The sequence below is a fragment of the Lysinibacillus sp. CTST325 genome (assembly GCF_054665055.1).
Genome location: NZ_BAAFHO010000001.1, coordinates 601,615 through 624,268 on the forward strand (window position 1 = coordinate 601,615; position 22,654 = coordinate 624,268).

At 38.4% G+C, this 22,654-nt stretch carries 24 protein-coding genes; 1 reads left to right on the forward strand and 23 read right to left on the reverse strand.

What is annotated here, in order from left to right:
• Window positions 1-11: 11 nt before the first annotated feature.
• The 17 genes from fliY to flgB form a co-directional block, all read right to left on the reverse strand.
• Window positions 12-1,232, reverse strand: coding sequence for a flagellar motor switch phosphatase FliY (gene fliY / locus ACYQ73_RS03045; RefSeq protein ID WP_460011091.1), 1,221 nt, complete (start codon window positions 1,230-1,232; stop codon window positions 12-14).
• The gene (gene fliM, locus ACYQ73_RS03050; protein WP_370042860.1) at window positions 1,225-2,220 is read right to left on the reverse strand and encodes a flagellar motor switch protein FliM; all 996 of its coding nucleotides are present in this window, start codon (window positions 2,218-2,220) and stop codon (window positions 1,225-1,227) included. The genes fliY and fliM overlap by 8 nt, the downstream gene beginning before the upstream one ends.
• Before the next feature lie 31 nt (window positions 2,221-2,251).
• On the reverse strand, window positions 2,252-2,680 hold the full coding sequence (fliL, locus tag ACYQ73_RS03055; RefSeq protein WP_460011092.1) for a flagellar basal body-associated protein FliL: 429 nt from the start codon (window positions 2,678-2,680) through the stop codon (window positions 2,252-2,254).
• Window positions 2,670-2,891, reverse strand: coding sequence for a flagellar FlbD family protein (locus tag ACYQ73_RS03060; RefSeq protein ID WP_402868127.1), 222 nt, complete (start codon window positions 2,889-2,891; stop codon window positions 2,670-2,672). Before ACYQ73_RS03060 ends, fliL begins: the two co-directional genes overlap by 11 nt.
• A 155-nt stretch (window positions 2,892-3,046) precedes the next feature.
• Window positions 3,047-4,015: a flagellar basal body rod protein FlgG gene (gene flgG, locus ACYQ73_RS03065; protein WP_460011093.1), complete on the reverse strand. Its 969-nt coding sequence runs from the start codon at window positions 4,013-4,015 to the stop codon at window positions 3,047-3,049.
• A 77-nt stretch (window positions 4,016-4,092) separates the two neighbouring features.
• Window positions 4,093-4,464: a TIGR02530 family flagellar biosynthesis protein gene (locus ACYQ73_RS03070; RefSeq protein ID WP_134018946.1), complete on the reverse strand. Its 372-nt coding sequence runs from the start codon at window positions 4,462-4,464 to the stop codon at window positions 4,093-4,095.
• Between the two features lie 15 nt (window positions 4,465-4,479).
• Window positions 4,480-5,160, reverse strand: coding sequence for a flagellar hook assembly protein FlgD (gene flgD / locus ACYQ73_RS03075; RefSeq protein ID WP_460011094.1), 681 nt, complete (start codon window positions 5,158-5,160; stop codon window positions 4,480-4,482).
• A gap of 2 nt (window positions 5,161-5,162) precedes the next feature.
• On the reverse strand, window positions 5,163-6,428 hold the full coding sequence (locus ACYQ73_RS03080; RefSeq protein WP_460011095.1) for a flagellar hook-length control protein FliK: 1,266 nt from the start codon (window positions 6,426-6,428) through the stop codon (window positions 5,163-5,165).
• Window positions 6,429-6,452: 24 nt separating this feature from the next.
• Window positions 6,453-7,061 (reverse strand): MotE family protein, encoded by a 609-nt coding sequence (locus ACYQ73_RS03085; protein ID WP_460011510.1) that lies wholly within the window; start codon window positions 7,059-7,061, stop codon window positions 6,453-6,455.
• 4 nt (window positions 7,062-7,065) lie between these two features.
• The gene (gene fliJ / locus ACYQ73_RS03090) at window positions 7,066-7,515 is read right to left on the reverse strand and encodes a flagellar export protein FliJ (RefSeq protein ID WP_100543936.1); all 450 of its coding nucleotides are present in this window, start codon (window positions 7,513-7,515) and stop codon (window positions 7,066-7,068) included.
• A gap of 1 nt (window position 7,516) precedes the next feature.
• Window positions 7,517-8,842: a flagellar protein export ATPase FliI gene (fliI, locus tag ACYQ73_RS03095; protein ID WP_460011096.1), complete on the reverse strand. Its 1,326-nt coding sequence runs from the start codon at window positions 8,840-8,842 to the stop codon at window positions 7,517-7,519.
• A 5-nt stretch (window positions 8,843-8,847) separates the two neighbouring features.
• Complete coding sequence (gene fliH / locus ACYQ73_RS03100; RefSeq protein WP_460011097.1) at window positions 8,848-9,636, reverse strand: flagellar assembly protein FliH; 789 nt, start codon at window positions 9,634-9,636, stop codon at window positions 8,848-8,850.
• Window positions 9,629-10,642, reverse strand: a complete 1,014-nt coding sequence (gene fliG / locus ACYQ73_RS03105) for a flagellar motor switch protein FliG (protein WP_053594207.1) — start codon at window positions 10,640-10,642, stop codon at window positions 9,629-9,631. Before fliG ends, fliH begins: the two co-directional genes overlap by 8 nt.
• Window positions 10,643-10,657: 15 nt before the next feature.
• Window positions 10,658-12,247, reverse strand: a complete 1,590-nt coding sequence (fliF, locus tag ACYQ73_RS03110) for a flagellar basal-body MS-ring/collar protein FliF (protein ID WP_460011098.1) — start codon at window positions 12,245-12,247, stop codon at window positions 10,658-10,660.
• A gap of 329 nt (window positions 12,248-12,576) precedes the next feature.
• Window positions 12,577-12,882: a flagellar hook-basal body complex protein FliE gene (gene fliE / locus ACYQ73_RS03115; RefSeq protein ID WP_132357443.1), complete on the reverse strand. Its 306-nt coding sequence runs from the start codon at window positions 12,880-12,882 to the stop codon at window positions 12,577-12,579.
• A gap of 23 nt (window positions 12,883-12,905) precedes the next feature.
• On the reverse strand, window positions 12,906-13,367 hold the full coding sequence (gene flgC, locus ACYQ73_RS03120) for a flagellar basal body rod protein FlgC (RefSeq protein ID WP_460011099.1): 462 nt from the start codon (window positions 13,365-13,367) through the stop codon (window positions 12,906-12,908).
• 3 nt (window positions 13,368-13,370) lie between these two features.
• The gene (flgB, locus tag ACYQ73_RS03125) at window positions 13,371-13,763 is read right to left on the reverse strand and encodes a flagellar basal body rod protein FlgB (protein WP_460011100.1); all 393 of its coding nucleotides are present in this window, start codon (window positions 13,761-13,763) and stop codon (window positions 13,371-13,373) included.
• A gap of 794 nt (window positions 13,764-14,557) precedes the next feature.
• Between flgB and ACYQ73_RS03130 the strand changes: the two genes are divergently transcribed.
• Window positions 14,558-14,719, forward strand: a complete 162-nt coding sequence (locus ACYQ73_RS03130) for a hypothetical protein (RefSeq protein ID WP_460011101.1) — start codon at window positions 14,558-14,560, stop codon at window positions 14,717-14,719.
• Window positions 14,720-15,040: 321 nt separating this feature from the next.
• Here the strand turns inward: ACYQ73_RS03130 and codY are convergent, their stop codons facing one another.
• The 6 genes from codY to topA all read right to left on the reverse strand — a co-directional run bounded on the left by codY (window position 15,041) and on the right by topA (window position 22,609).
• The gene (gene codY, locus ACYQ73_RS03135; protein ID WP_132357446.1) at window positions 15,041-15,820 is read right to left on the reverse strand and encodes a GTP-sensing pleiotropic transcriptional regulator CodY; all 780 of its coding nucleotides are present in this window, start codon (window positions 15,818-15,820) and stop codon (window positions 15,041-15,043) included.
• 87 nt (window positions 15,821-15,907) lie between these two features.
• On the reverse strand, window positions 15,908-17,305 hold the full coding sequence (gene hslU / locus ACYQ73_RS03140) for an ATP-dependent protease ATPase subunit HslU (protein WP_460011102.1): 1,398 nt from the start codon (window positions 17,303-17,305) through the stop codon (window positions 15,908-15,910).
• Window positions 17,305-17,850 (reverse strand): ATP-dependent protease subunit HslV, encoded by a 546-nt coding sequence (gene hslV / locus ACYQ73_RS03145; protein WP_460011103.1) that lies wholly within the window; start codon window positions 17,848-17,850, stop codon window positions 17,305-17,307. The genes hslU and hslV overlap by 1 nt, the downstream gene beginning before the upstream one ends.
• 20 nt (window positions 17,851-17,870) lie before the next feature.
• Window positions 17,871-18,770, reverse strand: a complete 900-nt coding sequence (gene xerC / locus ACYQ73_RS03150; RefSeq protein ID WP_460011104.1) for a tyrosine recombinase XerC — start codon at window positions 18,768-18,770, stop codon at window positions 17,871-17,873.
• A 428-nt stretch (window positions 18,771-19,198) separates the two neighbouring features.
• Window positions 19,199-20,512: an FADH(2)-oxidizing methylenetetrahydrofolate--tRNA-(uracil(54)-C(5))-methyltransferase TrmFO gene (gene trmFO / locus ACYQ73_RS03155; protein WP_460011105.1), complete on the reverse strand. Its 1,314-nt coding sequence runs from the start codon at window positions 20,510-20,512 to the stop codon at window positions 19,199-19,201.
• 18 nt (window positions 20,513-20,530) lie between these two features.
• Window positions 20,531-22,609: a type I DNA topoisomerase gene (gene topA, locus ACYQ73_RS03160; protein WP_460011106.1), complete on the reverse strand. Its 2,079-nt coding sequence runs from the start codon at window positions 22,607-22,609 to the stop codon at window positions 20,531-20,533.
• Window positions 22,610-22,654: the final 45 nt, after the last annotated feature.

The window sequence follows — 22,654 nt, forward strand, 5'->3', positions numbered from 1 at the left end:
TCCAATTGAAACTATCTTAAATTATTTAAACGCTCTGCTTGACTTAAAACATCTGTAATGCGGACACCGAAGTTTTCATCAATAACAACGACTTCACCTTTAGCAATTAAACGGCTATTAACTAAAATATCAACTGGTTCACCAGCCAATTTATCTAGTTCAATAATCGAACCACTAGATAGTTCTAATATCTCTTTTACAGAACGCTTTGTACGTCCTAACTCTACAGTAACTTGCAATGGAATATCAAGTAGCATATTTAAATTTCTAGCTTCAGATTGCGAGATAACATTTGGATCAAAACTAGCAAACTGTGCTTGTTGAACATTGACCGGTTGCATAGGTCTTGTTGCTTGGGGAATCTGTTGTTGCTCTTGATACATTGGTTGCTGCACAGGAGCTGCCTGCTGTTGATATACTGGTTGCGCAGGCGGTGGTGCTATTGGCGCTTGTGGTTGGACAGGCGTCGGTGCTACTGGCGCTTCAGGTGCTATTGTTGCAGCCACAGGTTCCTCGATTGATTCTGTTTCTCCTAACAGAGATTTTACAATGTTTTGACTAAATTTCAGCGGTAATAATTGCATTAGATTCGAATCAATTAAATTACCAATTTTCAATCTGAAAGATACTTTTACGAGTAAATCATCTTCAGGAATATTTTCTCGTCCTTCGTTTTGAGAAATATTCATTAAATCTATAGTAGGTGGAGAAATATCCACTTTTTTGTTAAATACTGTTGACATTGAAGTAGCCGCAGAACCCATCATTTGATTCATCGCTTCTTGCACGGCACTTAGTTGAATTTCACCTAAATCTGGTTTCGGATTTAAGCCATCTCCACCTAACATTAAATCAGCAATAATCGCTGCATCGGATTGCTTAATGACAAGTAAATTCATTCCTGTTAATCCGATTGTATATTCAACCTGTACGGCTACATAAGGATGAGGAAATTCCTCTTCTAATTTATTACGGTTAATCATTGAAATACTTGGGGTAGTAATATCTACTTTTTGACCTAATAACGCTGAAAGCGCCGTAGCAGAGCTACCAAAAGATATATTTCCTACCTCACCTAACGCATCTTGGGCAAACGAATCGAGGTAATCCTCTACTTTTAAATCATTAATTTCCTCATTTGTAGAAGCTTCAGTGCCGCTGTTTTTATCTTCCAACGTTTCGCCCCTTAATAACGCTTCAATTTCTTCTTGGGAGAGCATTTCATCACTCATCTTCGTCTCCTCCTTTCAAAGGGTCGATAATCTGGATTGCTAATTTTTTGCCTTGCTTTCCTGGTTGAACTGTAAATTTCGGTAATGTCCCTACTTTTAACAGTAGTGGATCTTCAATTTTTTGTTCTAATTGAATAACATCACCAACTTGCATTGTGAGGAAATCCTCAATGGTAATGTCTGTAATACCTAGTTCAACGGAAACAGGTAGTTGTGCTTGTTTCACACGTGTTTCAAGCATTTTTGTTTGCTCTGGAGACATCTCTTTTGTATTCGTCTGCATCCAGTAACGAACAGAAAGATTTGGAACAATTGGCTCCAATACAACATGCGGGATACAAATATTAATCATACCGCTTGTCTCACCAATAATCGTATTTAAGGAAATAACGACAACTGTTTCATTTGGTGAAATCATTTGTAAAAATTGAGGGTTAACCTCAAGTTCTACTAAGATTGGATCAATTTCCGCAACATTTTCCCATGCCTCGCGTAAATTGTCGAATGAACGTTCAAAAAGGTTTGTCATAATTTTAGTTTCTATTTCTGTTAAGTTATCTACATTACTATGACTCGCCCCACTACCGCCCATTAAACGATCTAGCATCGAATAGGCAATGTTCGGATTTATTTCCATCAATATATTACCATCTAATGGTGGCACTTCAAACACATTAATGAGTGTCATATTCGGAATCGAACGTACAAACTCTTCAAAAGGTATTTGGTCCACTGATGCAACAGTAATCTGCACATAGCTTCTTAGCTGTGCAGAAAAGAAGGTTGTCAGTAATCGTGCAAAATTTTCATGTATTCGGGTCAAACTTCGGATTTGATCTTTTGAGAAACGTAGTGCTCGTTTAAAGTCATACACTTTAACCTTGCGCCCCTCGTCCTCTTTTTTTATGTCGTCCGCTGACATTTCCCCGGTTGATATTGCGGAAAGCAGCGCATCTATCTCGGATTGAGATAACACATCTCCTGCCATTTGCCCACCTCCATTTCAAGCAGTTTCTTTATTATTGGGTGATGAAGGAGGTAAAATAAACTTCCTGAACTTCTCCCTCTTGCATCAATTCATTAATTTTTGTTTTTAATGATTTTTGGAAAACTTGTTTCCCTTGCTTACCTTCTAAATCTTTTTGCTCCATTTCTGAAAGCTCTTGAATAACAATATTTTTCACTTGGAAATCACGTTTCGTTAATTCAGCTGCAGCATCTTTATTTGATGTTTGAATTTTTAACGAAAAGCGTACAATTTTGTTATCAACTAGATTAGTAGTGATTTCTGGAATTTCAACAGAAGCTTCTACGATTTCATCAATAGTTGGCTCTAGGGACTTTCCTTGCTTATTAAATTGGGTAAACAATACAAAGCAAATACCCCCGATAAGTATGATTGCTACTAGTACGATGATAATCATCGTTAACACTTTGTTATTCTTCATCTTCTTCACCTCGTAGATGCGGGTTTGATAGTATTTGTATATTTTTATAAAAGGCTGTTACCTTTTGTCGCACCTCATCTTGACTCTGTAAAACAATGATTTTGGTTCCAGTCGTTAATGTAATGGTCGTATCTGGAAAAGATTCGACCGTTTCTATGTATAAAGCATTCAATGTAAATGCTTTGCCATTTAAACGTGTTAGTTCAATCATTGAAATAGGGCCGGGTCTAACACGAGAGCCGGCCCGACCCTCCCTCATATGAAATTATGTTTTAGTTTTGAGCACTTTGTAATCTATCTAGTATTTTCTTTACCTGTATGATCATATTACGTATATATCTCTTACTAAAATCTATTTTATAAAACCTAGCGTTTTAAATTCACAAGCTCTTGAAGAATTTCATCAGAAGTTGTGATAATACGCGTATTGGCTTGGAAACCACGTTGCGCTACAATCATTTCAGTGAACTCCTCTGAAAGGTCTACGTTGGACATTTCTACCGTACCTGGAACAACTTTACCCATACCTGCTACAGTAGCTACTTGTGCATACGCTACACCTGAGTTTGTAGTTTGTTGATAGTAATTACCCCCTACTTTAGCAAGACCGCCAGCGTTCGGGAATTTAGCCATTACCAATTGTCCAGCCCACTGTTTATCACCATTTAAATCTACATAAGTTATCGTACCATCAGGTCCAATATTTACCTCTTTGGCTGTTGTCGGGATACGAATTGGTCCTACACCCCCCTCAGCAGGTGTTAACTCCCCAGCATCATCAAATAAGTTGGCACCTTCATCTCCAGATGCTTTTGGTGCAGCATCCGGTAAAATACCTGTATCATCCTTCTCAGTAACAATCTGATCACCAGCCGTTACACCAACTAAATATTTCCCATCGGCATTAACTATGTAGCCATTGTTGTCCATGTAGAAAATACCATTACGTGTAAATAACGTGTTATTGAATCCATCTTCATCAATAAAGCCAGTAGTTTCGTCTGGAGCGCCATTCGCATTAGCTACCATAAAGAAGCCATCACCTTCAATCGCTAAATCTAGTCCACGTCCTGTACTCTGTAAGGATCCGCCACCGTGAATGGTATCAATAGCAGCTAATTGTGAACCTAAACCTACTTGTTTTGGGTTTACACCCCCAGTTGTTGCAGTAGATCCAGATGCGCCCGCTTGTGTTTGAGACATTAAATCTTTAAAATTAACACGCCCTTTTTTAAAACCAACTGTATTAACGTTAGCGATATTATTACCAATAACGTCTAACTTTGTTTGGAAGTTTTTAAGACCTGAAATACCTGAATACATAGAACGTAACATAATGTCGTTCTCCCTTCATTTATATTGTGTGCCTCTATCAATCAGCACACCTAGGCTTCCTTTCAAAGGTCCAGCCCTTATAGCACTATTGTGCCATCAATATTTGTAAATATTTGCTGCTTTGCTTCCGTGCGGTCCATCGCTGTAATGACAGTTGCGTTTTTAGCACTGACGATTAAAGCTGCTTGATCCATCAAGACTAATGGTTGTTTGACACCTTTTGAGTGTGCTTCAAATACCTTGTCTGAAACAGCCTGCCATTCTTGTTCAGAAATCGCTATTTTACGCTCCATAATACGTTCATGGGCATGCTTGCTCACTTTTAACTCTTGTTGATTGGTAGCTTCTTGTAAATGAGCTTTAAACGATTGCTGTGAGTTTATTGGCTTAGATTGTGTCTGGCGAATAGATGGATGCAATGGTACACGATGTATTGAAAACTTATCCATCATTCTTCTCCACCTTTATTCGCTTATTACGGTAAATTCTTTATCTGTTAATTTTTTGTCATTGTCTAAGACATAATGAGTAACACCATCTTTTGTTGTTACAGAAACGATACGTCCTTGTAGTTCTTGCTCGCCGTCCATATACTTAACATTTTTACCAATTAGTTTGCTTGCTTGTACAAGTGGAGATTCTGTTACTACATTTTCACTTGAACCGCCTAAAATAGCTGAGATATTACCAGGAGCTAATTCCTTACCATCAGTTAGTACAAACACCGGTTCACCATCTACAAACTTCACTGATTTAATTGTGCCTGTTCCTTCATTAATAATAGGTTTGTTTTTTTCGTCTAGCTTATCTGTTACTTCGTGCCATTGTATTTCCTTACCAACAAATGTTGTATAACTCATAAGTTGTGTTTGTTGCTGTGAGGCAAGTAATGATTCCATCGCTTTTGTCATATTTTGCATTTGTTCTAAAGAAGAGAACTGTGCCATTTGAGAAATAAACTCTCGGTCATCCATTGGATTTGTTGGATCTTGGTGTTGTAATTGAGTAATTAATAATTTTAAGAAGGCATCCTTTCCAAGATCACTATTACCCGTCTGCTTCGTTGGCTTCTTATAATTGGAATAATAAAGTTCATCCGTTACATTTGTATTTACTGGTTTTGTATTAGTCGTCGCATCTGCCATCTTTACACCTCCTCATTTATTAAATAGTCACTAAATGATTTACCTTCATCTTCATCGTCGTTTTTTTGCTCTTGCTCTTCTTGCTGTTGTTGCTTGAAGAAATTATTGAAGAAGCTTTGGTCGCGTTGTTGGCGATCTGCGTCTTGCAATGATTGAGCAATATCGAGACGATCAACTTGAATATTTTGCTGTACAAAGGCTTGCTTTAATTGATGTGCCTGACTATCAAGTAATTCACGTCCATGAGCCGTAGAAGCCAGTAGTCGTGCTGTCAGGACACCGTCATTTTGCACAAGCTCGATACGTATTGTTCCTAGATTTTCCGGATACAATTTCAAAGATAGGCGTGTAATACCTTGTGCATTTGAGATTTGGGCTTTATTGATGATTGCCTGCATCTCTTTCAAAAATGCCTCAGACTGTGCTGGTTTTGCAGCTGGCAGTGTCACTTGGAACGTGTCTGCTTTTGTTTGGACTGTATTAGAAGTCACCATTTCATTAGCACTTGTGTCTGTCTGCTTTGTAACCTGAACTTGTTGAACTACTTTCTGGAAGCCTTGCAACGGAAGCGTTACTGTTGTTTTAGTTGTTACTTGCTGTTCAGATAGAGTCGTTTCTACTTGTGTTTGAATCGTTGTCAAAAGACTTTTTATGTCAGTTAGTAAGTTTTCTTGTGATGCTGTTAAGTCCGTTTTTTGTCCAACTAATTGTGCTAACTTTAACACTTGAAGTAATGGCGCTGCTTCCTTTGGAGTCACTTGTCCTTCGCCTTGTAAAGCTGCTACGATTTGCGTTTGAAGCATTGGTGCCTGAGCGTCTACTATTGCTAAAAGCTCCCATACATCTTTTGCTTCTTTATCTTCTCCTAGCAACTGTTGTACTAATTGTTGAAGTTGCTCGGTATCAATCCCCAATGCATCCATTAAGTTATCAAGATTTAACATTTCATCTATTGCAACAGCTTTGCCTTCATCACCAATTTGAAGCATTAACAAGCCATCGTCGTGTGGAATATCCAGTAAGTCTAGTACGTCTTCTATAGATTCAGCATTTAAAACAGCTGTCAAATCAGAGGTATCTTTTGTGTCTGTTGACTGTGTAGGCTGCTGCATTTGATTTGAAGAAGAAATAATCTGTCCAAAAACAGACCCAAACTTGTTCGACGGTCCATTTGCTTTAATATTGGAATCGCCTGATGTTGTAGGTTTTGCAGCCGCAGTTTTAGCTGGCATAGCCTTAGACATCATTTGCATCATTGCCACATCCATTTTTTCACCTCCCTTCATATTTCCTTATTGTTTAGCCATCATTTCTGTATATTTAGCAGCATTTTGTGGATCCATTTTTTCTAAAATCGCAGCTAATTTATCTGGTTTTAAGTTTGTTAAAATACGCAGTGCTTCAGTATCGCTCATTTTAATAAGAACTGGCGCTGCTGCTTTAGGGGACATTTTATCAAATGTTTTTAAAATATCAGTAAAGTCACGCTTTACGTCACTTTGCTCCCTATTTAATTTTTCAATTTCAAAATTCAGCTGTTCATTTTCTGTCGTTAACTTTTCTTTTTCAGTCGTTGCCGTATCCATCTTTTTTTGAAGCTGTACGATTTCTGCTTCTTTTTCTTGTATTTCGGCCTGTAACTTTACAACTTTTGAATCATTATTAACGACAGCATCTTTTGCTTGTTGTTCTTCTGAAGGAACGAATGGTAGGCTTTGGACTGCCTTCTTCCCTAAATCAAAGACATTCGTATTCATAAGGGTTGCAACAACAAGTAGAACTGCCGCTACAAACATGATAGGTATTACAAACCACGTAAAAAACTTTCGCAAGCCTCCTGATTTACGTTTAGGCGGTTGTTCTACTAATTCTGCTTTAAGTCTATTGTCTGTTTTCGCCATGAAATCACCTGATTTCTCTCTTGTTATACGTAAGTGATGATATCTCATCTAAAAAAATGCCTTCGATACGATCCTGTTCCTGCTGAAATACTTTAAAATCTTTTTCTCGCATTTTTTCAAATTTACGTACTTCCAAGTTTTTTTCTAATAATTTTTCTTCGTGCCAATTCATTTTTGCACGAGCTTGAACAACTTTCTGCTGTACATCAGCAATTGTTTTTTCGAGGCTATCAATAAACCGTGCATAATGATGAACTTCCTCTATTGATGAACCTACAGCTAAACGTTCCTGCTGAAACTCTATTAAATCTTCTTTCTTTTTTAACAACTCAAATAGCTTAGTCGCTATTTCTTCAAAAGAACGTACTGATTCTTTATAGGCAATTTCTGTTTCATTTTTTTCCTGCTCTCGAATGGTTAACACTTTTTCAAAACGATATATATAGCTTACCACCCTATTTTCCACCACCGTTCGATAATGAAATTAACTCATTCTTACTTTCCTCAAGGGTCACCTTATCTAAATAGCCCTGCTTTAAATAAGCGGTAATGAGAGGTTCATAGTAAATAGCTTCATCAATTTCCTTTGATGTTCCTGTCTTATAGGCACCGATATTAATTAAATCCTCTGACTTGTCATATGTATAGTAGAGCTCTCTTAATCGTTCTGCTGCCTTTTTGTGCTCTGGCTCTGCCACATGATTCATCAAACGGCTGACACTTTTTAAGACATTAATAGCTGGATATTGACCTTTATTGGCAAGGTTTCGATCAAGCACTATATGTCCATCTAAAATCCCTCGCACCGTATCTGCTATTGGCTCATTCATATCATCACCATCTACTAACACTGTATAAAAGGCAGTAATAGAGCCTTTCTCATTAGTACCTGTGCGTTCTAATAGTTTAGGTAAAATGGCAAATACAGATGGTGTATAACCTTTTTGAGCTGGTGGTTCACCTGTCGCAAGACCGATTTCACGCTGCGCCATGGCAACACGGGTCACAGAGTCCATCATCAACATGACATTTAAGCCGCGATTTCTAAAATATTCGGCAATCGCTGTTGCGGTAAAGGCTCCTTTAATTCGCATTAGTGCAGGCTGATCAGAAGTAGCAGCTACTACTATTGACCGACTTAAACCCTCTGGTCCTAAATCACGCTCTATAAACTCCCGAACCTCACGACCACGCTCTCCAATTAGCGCAATTACGTTTAAATCTGCTTGGGTATTTCGCGCAATCATACCGAGCAATGTACTTTTCCCGACCCCAGAACCAGCGAAAATACCAACACGTTGTCCATTACCCACTGTTAGCATGCCATCAATTGCTTTAACACCTACTTCAAGTCTTTCATTAATAGGTGGGCGCGTTAGTGGATTGGGTGGGTCCTGCTCTGTCGGAACTGTCATTAATCCTTTCGGTAATAAAGTTCCATCTATTGGATTTCCCATAGAATCAAGTACTTTACCGATTAGCTCGGGGCCTACTTTTACCTCAAGTGGTGCCCCTGTACCTTCGACTAGGCAGCCAATTGATATTTCTCGTAGAGAAGTAAAAGGCATTAAGACGACAATTTCATCTTTGAAGCCTACAACCTCTGCTAAGATGATTTGATGACCGTTTTTGGAAGTTTCCACATGAATTTTACAGACATCACCAATGGAACTATCTGGACCTTGTGACTCAATCATCAAGCCGACAACTCTAGTTACTCTACCAAATTTTTTAAAGGTTGGTATTTGAGGTATTTGTTCGATTAATTGAGCCGTTTTCATCTAGATCATTCCTTACTTTCTAATATTTCATATAGCTTCAATCTTAGTTCGTTTAATTGCTCATCAATACTTACAACAATCCGGCCATGATTTGTTTCAATATAACAATCTGTTTCATGTTCTAACTCCTCATTTACAAAAATCATAAATGGTACGTCAGTTGGGAACATTTCAGCTAGTTCATCCCGATTAGCAGTAATTAAAGCATAGTAGGTAGGTGTAACGTAAATTTTTATTTCTTTCATTTCTCTCGCTTCTTTAAGTCCTCTATGAACGATCGAAACAAATAATTCGTTGTCTCGCTCTAAAGATGCATTAATAATTCGCTCTGCTGCAGTTAAGCCTAACTCTAAAATAATCGATTCCTGATCTTCAATATATTTCCGAGCGTTTTCCCCCGCATGAATGATTATTTCATTGGCCGTTTGGAGAGATTGTGCCATCGCTTCATTAGCTTTGTTTATCCCGTCCTCATAGCCTTGACCAAATCCTTCATCATAAGCTTCTTGCACTCGATTAGGTCGTTCTTCTTCCCAACCTTGCTTTAAATGTTCAATTTCTTGAAAGAACATTTGCTTTTCTTGTTCAAAAGCCTCACGTTCAGCCTGTAAAATTGCTCTAGTCTCTGCAAGTAAACGTTCGCGCTCTTCTAGCACTTCTTCGATAGTAATTTGTTTTTGAGGTGGAACTTCTCCGTTCTCTACCTCTTGCATCTCAAACATATCACGAATTTGAATCTTTTTGACATGATCGCCATTGGACTGTGTATATACAGAACGGATGATTCTAGACAATGACGTCATCTCCTCCACCACGTGCAATAATAATCTCACCAGCATCCTCTAAGCGACGAATGACAGCAACAATTCGAGATTGTGCTTCCTCTACATCACGCAGACGTACAGGTCCCATAATTTCCATTTCTTCCTTAAATGTCTCAGCCATACGTTGTGACATATTGCGGAAAATAATATCTTTTACTTCTTCGCTTGAAACTTTCATTGAAAGCAGTAAGTCTTCATTTTCACAATCACGAATAACACGTTGAATTGAGCGATTGTCGAGCGTAACAATATCCTCGAATACAAACATACGTTTTTTGATTTCTTCAGCAAGCTCTGGATCTTGAATTTCGAGTGCATCGAGAATCGTTTTTTCAGTTTGTCGGTCTACACCATTTAACACTTCAACAACTGCGTCAATGCCGCCCGTTTCCGTGTAATCCTGTGTAACAGTTGATGATAATTTACGCTCTAATACAGATTCAATTTCACTAATAACTTCTGGAGAAGTTGATTCCATTACGGCTATACGTTTAGCAATATCAGCTTGTACTTCCTGTGGTAATGAAGATAAAATAACACCCGCTTGCCCTGCCTCTAAATAAGAGAGAATAAGGGCAATTGTTTGTGGATGTTCATTTTGAATAAAGTTAAAAATCTGTGCTGGATCAGCTCTACGCGCAAAGTCAAACGGACGCACTTGTAAAGAAGATGTTAGACGATTAATAATTGTTTGCGCCTGTTCTACACCAAGCGCTTTTTCCAATACTGTCTTCGCGTAGCCAATACCACCCTGTGTAATATAGTCTTGCGCAAGCGCAATATTGTGGAATTCTTCAATAATTTCTTCTTTAACGTTTGCTTCTACTTTTTTAACGCTTGAAATCTCTAATGTTAAGCGTTCAATTTCCTCTTCTGTTAAATGTTTATAAACAGAAGCTGAAACCTCAGGCCCTAATGAGATTAACAAGAGCGCGGCCTTTTGTTTTCCAGTTAATTCTTTATCTTTCTTGGACACAGTCGAACCTCCTAGTTAGTCTTCCGCAATCCAACTACGCAGTAACTTCGCAAAATCGTCTGGCTTATCTTTTGCCATTTTTTCAAGCTGTTTACGACGCATTGTAGCTTCCGTTTCAATTTCTTCATTAATATCTTCAATCATTAGTTCTTCTTGTTCATCTAGGATACTAAGTTCTTCTTCTTCCTGCGCACGTTTACGTGAACGGATAATGAAGAATGCAAGCAATAATATTACAGCTAGTAATATGCCGCCGATTACCCAAACCCACCATGGAATAACAGATTTTTCGCTAGCTGTCTCTGTTGCTTTACCATTTAAAGGATGCACTGAAACAGCTACTTTTTCATCGATTTGATCTTGAGTAAGTTCTGCTGCTACATCTTTAGAAATCGTCGTACGAACAATAGTACTTAAAATTTTCTGGATATCCTCACGAACCCCATCTGGTAACGTTCCTGCGTCAGTTGCTGTCGGCGGTTCAACGATTACTTGGATACCCATATCTTGAACTTTATATGGTGCCTCTTGGATTTCTTTGCGTATACGATTTACTTCATTATTAATTGTTTCTTCTTTACGTTCGGATTCTCCATTACCATTTACACCTTCGTTATAAGTTGTGAAGTTATCTGTCGTCGTTTCAGCTTCAGGTGTACCAGTAGCTGCAGCCCCTCCAGAATATTGCTCTGTAATACGTTGAGCACTAATTTCTATTCCCGCCATATTCTCTTCGTCAACCGGCGTAACTAGTTTTTCTTCACGATTTTCTTTTTTGAAATCAATGTCTGTTGTCACAGAAACTACTACTTTGTCTTGTCCCATAAGCGTACCTAGCATACTTTGAACTTGTCGCTGTAGGTCGCGCTCAACCAATTTCTTCGCTTGTAGCTGACCTTCAGCTGTCGTTGTTGAAGTTCCATCAGCAGTTGCAGCATGTAGATCAAAGTACTCGGAGAATTGGTTAGAAATAACAATGTTATCCGTGTTTAAATTCGGAACACTTTTTGCTACTAAATTGTACATAGTGGCAATTTGTTGCTCTGTAAATTTATAGCCAGGATCAGTATTCAAAACAATAGATGCTGTCGCTTCTTCTTTAACATCCTTTAAGAAAACTCCCTCTTCTGGAACATTGATCATTACCTTTGCATCTTTTACACCATCTAGATTTTTAATGAGCTTCGCAATTTCTGTTTCAGTCGCTGCTTTTTTTAATAGGTTAAACTCATTATCTGTCATACCAAACCCAGAGCTATTTGCAAAAGAGTAATCAATCGATCCTGATTGCGGATATCCTTCCGATGCCAATTGCACTAGCAATGAATCTACTTGGTCTTCAGGGACTGAAATCGATGTCCCTCCCGGTTCAATTTCATACTTTACACCTTTAGTGTCTAGCGCTCCCTTCACTTGTCCGATTTCTCTTGTCGATAAATCCTTATAAAGTGGTACATATGTAGTTTTTGTAGCGAAAATTGTAATAACGGTAGCAAGTGCTATAATTCCTAACACTGAACTAATCATCACAATTTTTTGTTTTTTGCTACGACTTGTCCAAAATTGGCTGGTGTCGTTTTTTATTTTCGTCAATCGTTCATTCATTATGATCCTCCGGTTATAGTGAATAACCTATCCATCTAATAATTCGCGAAAACAGTGGCATCCCATAACATTCCATTATTATCATCACCATTACAGGTTGATTTCCGTTTCGATTAGGCTTTTTCCTAGGAGCATCCGATGAGTCACTTGGGACAATCAGTATGTTGGTCACGAAGGCATCATCACATGACGTGATGCTTTTAACCTTCGTTCCCTACTGTCTCGCTCAATGGTATTATCTGTAACGTAATCCACTTAGGAATCCTCTACCTAATTATGGGATATTTTCTTTACTTCAATAGTGAATGTAATCACTTGTTCAAATAAAGTTAGACACTCATTCGCATTATTTCTTGGTAAGCTTCAATCACCTTATTGCGAACTTCAATTGTTGCATTTAATGTAATGCTCGCTTTTTGTGATGCAATCATCACTTCGTGCAACTCTACATCTCCACCATTAATTAACTTTTGAGTAAGATTATCAGAAGTAATTTGTTGATCATTTACTTTTGATATTGCTTCTTTTAACGAGTTCGCAAAGCTCTGTTGTGCTTCATAAGGTGTCGTTTTAAGTTTATTTGTTTCATTTACAACCTGCGTAGGTGTCATTTGTGAAACGGACGAAATTGTCATTATGTATCTTCCTTTCTTCTTATTTATCTTCCAATCTCTAAAGCCTTTGTCAGCATGGATTTATTTGCATTAAATACAGTTACGTTTGCCTCGTAGGAACGAGTAGCTGACATTAAATCTACCATTTCTTTTAATGGATCTACATTTGGCATATTTACATAGCCATCTGCATTTGCATCGGGATGAGTTGGATCATACACAAGTTTGAAGGGTGTTTCTGTATCCTCTTTTATTTGTGTAACTTTTACGCCGTTACCAACGCCGCTTTTTGCGTCTTTACCAAGTGCTACATTAAAGAACTTTGAAAACTGTCCCTCTTGCGCTGTAAGTGTCACAGACTTCCGGCGGTATGGTTCCCACTGCCCATTCACTTGTTTAGATCGCGTTGAATCCATGTTTGACATATTTGAAGAAATGACATCCATTCGTAAACGCTGTGCTGTTAAAGCTGAGGCAGTGGTATTCATTCCATGAAAAATAGACATCTATTACTTACCTCCTTTTATGACAGTATTTAGAGTATTTAACTTACCGTTCATACGTTCAATTAATGCGTTGTAATAAATTTGATTTTTCGCTAGTTTCGCCTGTTCAGCATCCATATCAACGGCATTACCGTTATTTCGATAACGTAAGCCATCCACATTATTCACGCCTGGTGTTGATTGTCGAATCTCGAAATCATAATGTCTACTATCAGTACGATATGCCGAAATTGACATTTGTTGTTCTTTCGCCAACATATCCTTAAAACTTACGCTTTTCGCCTTATAATTCGGCGTATCGACATTCGCAATGTTATTAGCGATTGTTTTATGATTCAAAGTTGCATAGGAAAGTCCGTTTTCCAGGCTACTAATAGTTCCTCCAAACAAATCCAAAACATTCACCTCATTTATGTATTTCATTTTTTATCCAATAACACAATTGTAATTAAGATGATACCTAGTGTCTATTGTCTTTTGTCCCTTTTTAATAGTATATACGACCCATTTTTATTCACGAATAACCAGGACAATACTTCTGCACCCCTTACTACTACAGGCTTCACGGGTCACAATATACATCTAGTTAATTTACACTACTTAGACAGTGTTTACGGTTTTAGGATTGAGTTTTTTCCTTTTTTTAACAAAATATCAGTAGACACAATGTCTAAATTAGAGTTCCTTTTTACTATTTATGTCCATGATGGGAAAAATGCCAAAAATTCAGAATAGTTATTCTAGACTGTCTTATAAGTAACAATTGAAGCATCTATTTTTTTCATTTATGCAAAAAGTAACGTGAACTCGAAAAATCTAGTTTAGGGAGAAAGCAATGATAATTGCTTCTATAAGGGTCGAAAACATACCTATAGGAGATGAGGGAAAGGATTAAAAAATAGATTATTTCTCCCCCCTATTTAGTACTATATCATAGTTCGACTTAATTAGAGCATGGTAAATCAGCTGAAAAATTCGTCGAATTCTTGTCGAACTACGATAAAGTTCAAAAAGGCATCCGGAACACAATTATTCCAGATGCCTTCATGTTACTAATGAATTTTAGGTGTCATATTAAATAGAGTATGGCTCTTCAGGCAAAACTAGCGGTTGATTTCCGTTCCGGCTGGGCGCTTTGTTGTTGCTGTCGCTACGCTTTCGCACAGAGCAAAGCTTCCCGGGGACGTTCGATGAGCCGCTTCGCTGCAGGGGCTAGAGCCAACACAAAGTTGGTCACGAAGGCGTTATCACAGGACGTGATGGTTTTAGCCTTCGTTCCTCTACCGCTGATCCTCAAGAAGTCTCCAATCAACCACTTCACAAAGCGTGTATCTTCTGGCACATCACTCTAATTTATAGTTATAAAAAGAAACTTCAGCACTGTTTTATCTGCGCGAAAGCGTAGCGTCAGTGGTAAGATGTCTTTTTGTGCGAAAGCGTAGCCAGGTCAGTTAGCCTAAAATCCTCTAAGGACTCCTTTCCGATTCCGTGACATCCGCCGGAGGCTTTAGGCCAACACGAAGTTGGTCACCCAGTCGTTGCCACAGGACGTGGCGTTCTTAGACTGAGTTCCTCTATTTCAGCGGGTGTTTGGAACCTGCTGAAAGAAGTTAAAAGGCATCTGGAAAATTCATTCCAGATGCCTGACACCGTTCCCGAAGAACGTTTTATTATTATTTCATTTTAATTTCAGCTAATGCGTTTAAGAATTTACCGTTTAGTACTTTAATATAAGTACCTTTCATACCTAGAGAGCGAGATTCGATTACACCTGCAGATTCTAGTTTACGTAATGCGTTTACGATAACTGAACGTGTAATGCCAACTCGGTCTGCAATTTTTGAAGCAACAAGTAAGCCTTCATGGCCGTCAAGCTCTTCAAAGATATGTTCAATAGCTTCTAACTCACTGTATGAAAGAGAATTAATTGCCATTTGTACAACAGCTTTGCTACGAGCTTCCTCTTCAATTTCCTCAGATTTTTCACGTAAAATTTCCATACCAACTACTGTTGCACCATACTCAGCTAAAATTAAATCATCATCCTCGAATTGTGAAGATAAACGAGCAAGGATTAATGTACCTAGACGCTCACCACCACCAACAATCGGAACAATCGTTGTTAATGCATTTTGGAATAGCTCTTTGTTTTCAACTGGGAAAGCAGTATGTTCGTCATTAATATCTAAGTTTGAAGATGTTTCAGAAATTGTAAACAAGCTATGTGTATACGCTTCTGGGAATTGACGCTCTTCAAACATCTTTTTCATACGTTCGTTTTCAATTTGTTGATGAATTGAAATGCCTAAAAGCTTCCCTTTACGGCTAACAATATAAACATTACTGTCTATAATATCTCCTAATGTATCTGCCATTTCTTTAAAGTTTACTGGCTTACCAGCAGATGCTTGGAGCATCGAGTTAATTTTACGCGTTTTTTCTAATAAATTCATTATATGTTCCTCCTATAAATAATCCGAAGAGTATTTACTTAATATTCTAAAGTTTTTTACAACTGAATGAAACTATTCAGCCTTATCTTACAATATAAACTGTGACAAATCTTTGTTTTTTACTATACCCGCAAGTTTTTGATCTACATATGCAGCATTAATTGGAATATTTGCAGGCGCAATTTCTGCAGCCTCAAACGATAATTCTTCCAATAAACGTTCTAAAATTGTGTGTAAACGTCGAGCTCCAATATTATCAGTTGCTTGATTGACCTCGGTTGCAATTTCTGCAATTCGTTCAATCGCGTCTTCCGTAAAGTTTATTTCCACGCCTTCTGTTTCTAATAATGCCTTGTATTGCAAAATAAGTGATTGGTCTGGCTCTTTCAAAATACGTACAAAATCTTGCTTCGTTAATTTTTCAAGCTCTACTCGAATCGGGAATCGGCCTTGCAATTCAGGAATTAAATCTGATGGCTTTGACATATGAAATGCTCCAGCAGCAATGAACAGCATAAAGTCTGTCTTTACAGCACCGTACTTCGTCGTTACAGTAGAACCTTCAACGATTGGCAGAATATCACGTTGCACACCCTCACGTGATACATTCGCAGAGGAGTTACCATCCTTACTAGCGATTTTATCAATCTCATCAATAAAAATAATACCTGACTGTTCAGCTCTTGAAATAGCTTCTTGGGCAACCTCATCTGCATCTATGAGCTTATTCGCTTCTTCGATTGTTAAAATACGGCGCGCGTCTTTCACTTGTACACGGCGTTTCTTTTGCTTTTTAGGCATCAAATTAGATAACATATCCTGCATGCCATTGTTAGCTGACATATCCATGCCAGTTCCTTGTAACGCATCGAAAATAGAAGGATTTTGTTCCGTTACTTCAACTGTAACCCATTCATTTTCTAATTTACCATTACGTAAATCGATAGCGATTTGCGCACGTTTGGAGCGTACTTCAGTTTCTTCAGAGGAATCGTCATTGGCTTGCGGTTCTTTCCCACCAAATAACATTTCAAATGGATTTTGCATAGACTGTTTTTTTCGTAAGGAAGGAACCAATAGCTTAACGATGGCTTCGTTTGCTAATTCTTCTGCTTGGTCCTTTACAGACTCCATCATTTCTTCTTTTACAAGACGATGAGAAGCTTCTACTACATCACGTACCATTGACTCTACGTCACGTCCAACGTACCCTACTTCTGTAAACTTTGTTGCTTCTACCTTCACAAATGGTGCATTCGTTAGCTTTGCAATTCTTCGTGCAATTTCTGTTTTTCCGACACCTGTAGGTCCAATCATCAAAATATTTTTCGGAATTACCTCAGCCTTCATCTCATCACTTAACAGTGAACGACGATATCGATTACGTAACGCAATAGCCACCGCTCGCTTCGCTTCATTTTGTCCAACGATATAACGATCCAAATGCTCAGTAATTTGTCTTGGCGTTAAATTATTTTTTGTCATTAGTTAAGCGCCTCCACGATAATATTATGATTCGTAAACACACAGATTTCAGCAGCAGTCTCTAATGCCGCTTCTGCAATTTCGCGAGCAGACATTATATCACCCGCATATTTTTTCAGAGCACGACCTGCTGATAATGCATAATTACCCCCAGAACCAATTGCCAATACTCCATCATCCGGTTCAATTACTTCTCCCGTACCCGAAACAAGAAGGAGCGTACTTTTATCCATTACAAGTAGCATGGCCTCTAACTGACGTAGCATTTTATCACCGCGCCATTGCTTAGCTACTTCAACCGCTGCACGTTGTAAGTTGCCATTGTATTCATTTAACTTTCCTTCAAACATTTCAAAAAGTGTAAAAGCATCGGCAACTGATCCGGCGAATCCGGCAAGTACCTGCCCATTAAACAGACGTCTGACCTTCCTTGCTGTACCCTTCATCACAACTGCATTCCCTAGGGTTACTTGACCATCACCTGCCATAGCGCAAGCTCCATTATGATGAACCGCAAATATCGTTGTCGCATGAATTTGTCCCATTTGCCTTCCTCCTTAGCTTATTATGCCCTTGGATGAGCATTCATATAGGTTTGACGAAGATGCTCTTTTGTTACATGTGTGTAAACTTGTGTAGAAGTTAAATGAGCGTGACCTAATAACTCCTGCACCGTACGTAAATCTGCGCCATTATTCAATAAATGTGTAGCAAAAGTATGGCGAAGCATATGTGGATATATTTTCGTATGGAGCGAGGCCTTGTCAATCATTTCAGTTAAAATATGACGTACACCTCGAGGAGTAAGTTCCCCACCGCGCATGTTGACAAACAATTGCTGATGACTTGTGTTTTTCATCAATCGTGGACGAGCTTGTTCTATGTAATCCTGCATAGCTAAACTCGCAAATTGCCCGAATGGAATAATACGTTCTTTTCGCCCTTTTCCCATTACCCTAATAATTGAATAATGGAAATCAACATCTTCTACTTGAATAGAGGTGAGCTCACTTACACGAATACCTGTCGCATATAACAGCTCTAATATAGCCGTATTTCTTAATGATTTCAAATCATCGCCAACATTCGCATCAAAAAGCTGCTTCAACTCTTCTTCATAGAAAAAACTAGGTAAGCGTGATTCTTTTTTTGGATGATAAAGTGATCGAAATGCCCCATCATCTAATCCGTACTGTCTATTTAGAAAGCGATAGAAGGAGCGTATAGAGGAGATTTTCCTTGATACCGATGATCTTGCTCTCTTTTCATCATACAATTTCGTCACATAAAGACGTGCATGTATATACTCAACACTAGCTAAATCATTTACGCCCTCCGCCTGCAAAAACGCTAAAAAATCTAGTAGATCCGATTCATACTCTCGCACTGTATGAACAGAGAAGTTTTTTTCAATTTGGATATAAAGCATAAACTGTTCAAGTGCATCTCGGGACGAAACTAACATTAAAAGATTCACCACCAACGAATTATTATAAACCTTCTGTAAATGACGGCTCATTACCATAACGTGGGGTTGGTTTCCGTTCCGGCTGGTCGCTTTCCCGGGGGCGTCCAGTCGGAACGGAAACCAACATTTATACATAGCATACGTTTCAATGTCATCCCTAGCGTTTGGTGATGAACCCAAATACTTACACCTGCTATTAAAGAAAGGACAATTTCGTTTATCTCTTTAGTTTGTCACTTAGGGTATCGTTAATGTAGAAAACATACATATTGACACTATACCTATCTTCATCATATAGCAAGTGCAAATGTTTATATTTTGAGAAAATCTCCATACAAAATAATAAAATACGTGTAAATTAGCATTTTGCCTACAAAAAAGAAAAAGCCTCTAAGAGTATATCAACTTTTAGAGGCTTTTTGCAATCAAATTGTTTGTGAATTCACAAAATTACGAATTGTGCTTATTGCACGTGTAGCATGCATCTCTGCACGCTCTGGTTTTGAACGACGTCCCGGAGGAAGTTCAGGGAAAATTCCAAAGTTAACGTTCATTGGCTGGAAGTTTTTCGATTGTGCTTCTGTTATATAACGCGCCATGCTTCCCAATGCCGTTTCAAATGGGAAGATAATTTGTTCTTGTCCTAATGCTAATCGAGCCGCATTAATACCAGCAATTAATCCACTACCAGCAGACTCAACATATCCTTCGACACCTGTCATTTGGCCAGCAAAGAAAATATTTTTCCGCTCGCGAAGCTGATAAGTTTTCTCTAGAACCTTTGGTGAATTAATGAACGTATTTCTATGCATAACGCCATAACGAACGATTTCAACATTCTCTAATCCCGGAATTAATTGCAATACTTCTTTCTGTGGTCCCCATTTTAAATGTGTTTGGAAGCCAACTATATTGTAAAGAGTTCCTGCTGCATCATCTTGACGTAATTGAACAACAGCATAAGGTCGTTTCCCTGTTTTTGGATCTTCTAGACCTACTGGCTTCATCGGTCCAAATAACATTGTTTTCTCCCCGCGAGCAGCCATTACTTCGATTGGCATACAGCCTTCAAAGTAAATTTCCTTTTCAAATTCTTTTAATGGCACAACCTCCGCTTCGATTAACGCTTGACGGAAACGATCAAATTCTTCCTTTGTCATAGGACAGTTTAAATAAGCTGCTTCCCCTTTATCGTAACGAGATTTTAAATAAACCTTTTCCATATCGATGCTGTCTTTTTCAATAATTGGTGCTGCTGCATCATAGAAATATAAATAATCTAAACCTGTTAAGCCCTGAATTTTTTCAGCTAAAGCTTTCGATGTTAGTGGTCCTGTGGCAATCACGGTAATGCCTTCTGGAATTTCAGTGACTTCTTCATGAATTACTTCCACAAGAGGATGATTTTTCACTGATTCTGTCACATAGCCCGCAAATTCATGACGATCCACTGCTAAGGCACCGCCTGCTGGTACTGAACATGCATCTGCTGCCTTCATAATAACAGAATCTAAAATACGCATTTCTTCTTTAATCACACCTACGGCATTTGTTAATCCATTTGCACGTAGTGAGTTCGAACAAACAAGCTCTGCAAATTTATCAGTATGGTGAGCTGGTGTTTGCTTTACTGGACGCATTTCATAAAGTCTAACTTTCACACCACGTTGAGCAATTTGCCAAGCAGCCTCACTGCCCGCAAGACCTGCGCCTATTACATTTACTACTTGTTCAGTCATGTTCTTACCATCTTTCTATCATTGAGTAGGTGTCTCTTCATAGTCACATTTCGTACACTGAATTTGCACACCTTTTTTAATTTTTTTCTCTACTAATAATGCATTACATTTCGGACATGGTCTACTAATTGGCTTGTCCCAAGAAACAAATTCACACTCAGGGTACTGATTGCAGCCATAGAATAAACGCTTTGTTTTACTCTTTCGTTCTACAATTTCGCCTGTTTCACAGGAAGGACATTTTACGCCAATAGGTTTCATAATAGCTTTTGTATTGCGGCAATCTGGGAAGTTTGAACAAGCCATAAATTTCCCATATCGTCCAAGCTTAAAGACCATTGGAGATCCACAAAGCTCACAATCCTCGCCGGCCGGTTCATCTTTTATAACAACCTTTTCCATCGCCTCATCTGCATGTTTTACATGGACCTCAAAATCCTTATAAAACTCACGGACAATTTCTTTCCACTGACGACTACCTTCTTCAATATCATCCAAATCTTGCTCCATTTGTGCTGTGAATTCGATATTTATTTCATCAGGGAAAAACTCTAGTACGAGTTGGTGCACGATTTCTCCCAGCTCAGTCGGCATAAATCGTTTTGCATCTAATACGACATAGCCACGGCGCTGTATTGTATCGAGGGTCGGTGCATATGTGGACGGGCGCCCTATACCTAACTCTTCCATTGTCTTTACAAGACGCGCCTCTGAATAACGTGGTGGTGGCTGTGTAAAATGTTGCTTCGGCTCAATTTCAAGAGATTTTACTTGATCGCCAACTTCCATTTCAGGTAAAAGCTTTGTTGTTTCTTCAGTTTGATCATCTGTACCCTCAATATACAACTTCATAAAGCCAGCAAATTTAACTTGTGAGCCGTTTGCACGGAATAAAACATCCCCATTTTGTAAATCAACAGCAACTGTATCAAGTACAGCTGGCGCCATCTGACTAGCGATAAAGCGCTCCCAAATTAAACGATATAAGCGCAATTGGTCGCGACTAAGCACCGTTTTTAATTCATCTGGAGTTCGTATCGTACTAGTTGGACGAATAGCCTCATGGGCATCTTGTGCATTGGATGCTTTTTTAGCCTGCTTCGACTCCGTGGAGATGAATTCTTTACCGTACTTGGATTCAATGTAGGCGATTGCCTCAGTTTTTGCTGTGTCCGAAATACGTGTAGAATCGGTACGCATATACGTAATTAAACCGACTGTCCCCTCTTTTTTACCAATATCAATACCTTCATATAATTGTTGGGCAAGCATCATCGTTTTCTTAGCACGGAAATTTAACTTACGTGCGGCCTCTTGCTGCAAAGAAGAGGTTGTAAAAGCAGGTGCTGCATTTCGTTTACGTTCTTTTTTAGATACATTGACAACTTCAAAACTTGTACCTTTAACATTTTTTAAAATAGATTTTACTTGTTCTTCATTTGTTAATTTAATTTTTTCTTTTCCATCACCATAATAAAGCGCATCGAACGTTTTCTTGCCTTTTTCAAAAGAACCTTCAATTGTCCAATATTCTTCCGGTTGGAAATTTTTAATTTCATTTTCACGATCAATAATCATGCGTAGTGCTACAGATTGTACTCGTCCTGCTGATAATCCCTTTTTAACCTTCTTCCAAAGAATCGGACTAATGTTATAACCAACAAGTCTGTCCAATATACGACGTGTTTGCTGTGCATCTACTAAATCCATATTAATTGGACGTGGGTTTTTAAAAGAGTCTACAATCGCATCTTTTGTAATTTCATTAAAAACGACACGACAATCTGAATCAATATCAATATTTAACGCAGTCGCAAGGTGCCAAGCAATCGCTTCTCCCTCGCGGTCTGGATCGGCCGCTAGAAAGACTTTCTTCACTTTTTTAGCTGCAGACTTTAATTCCTGTAAAACAGGACCTTTACCACGAATAGTAATATATTTAGGTTCAAAATCATTTTCAGGACCAACACCCATTTGGCTACGTGGTAGATCACGAACATGCCCGATTGACGCTTTCACTTTATATTTTTTCCCTAAATATCGTTCAATTGTTTTTGCTTTTGCTGGTGATTCTACAATCACTAAATAATCCGCCATCTATATCTCCCCCTTAGAGAGGTCTATTGCTAATTTTTTAAGTTA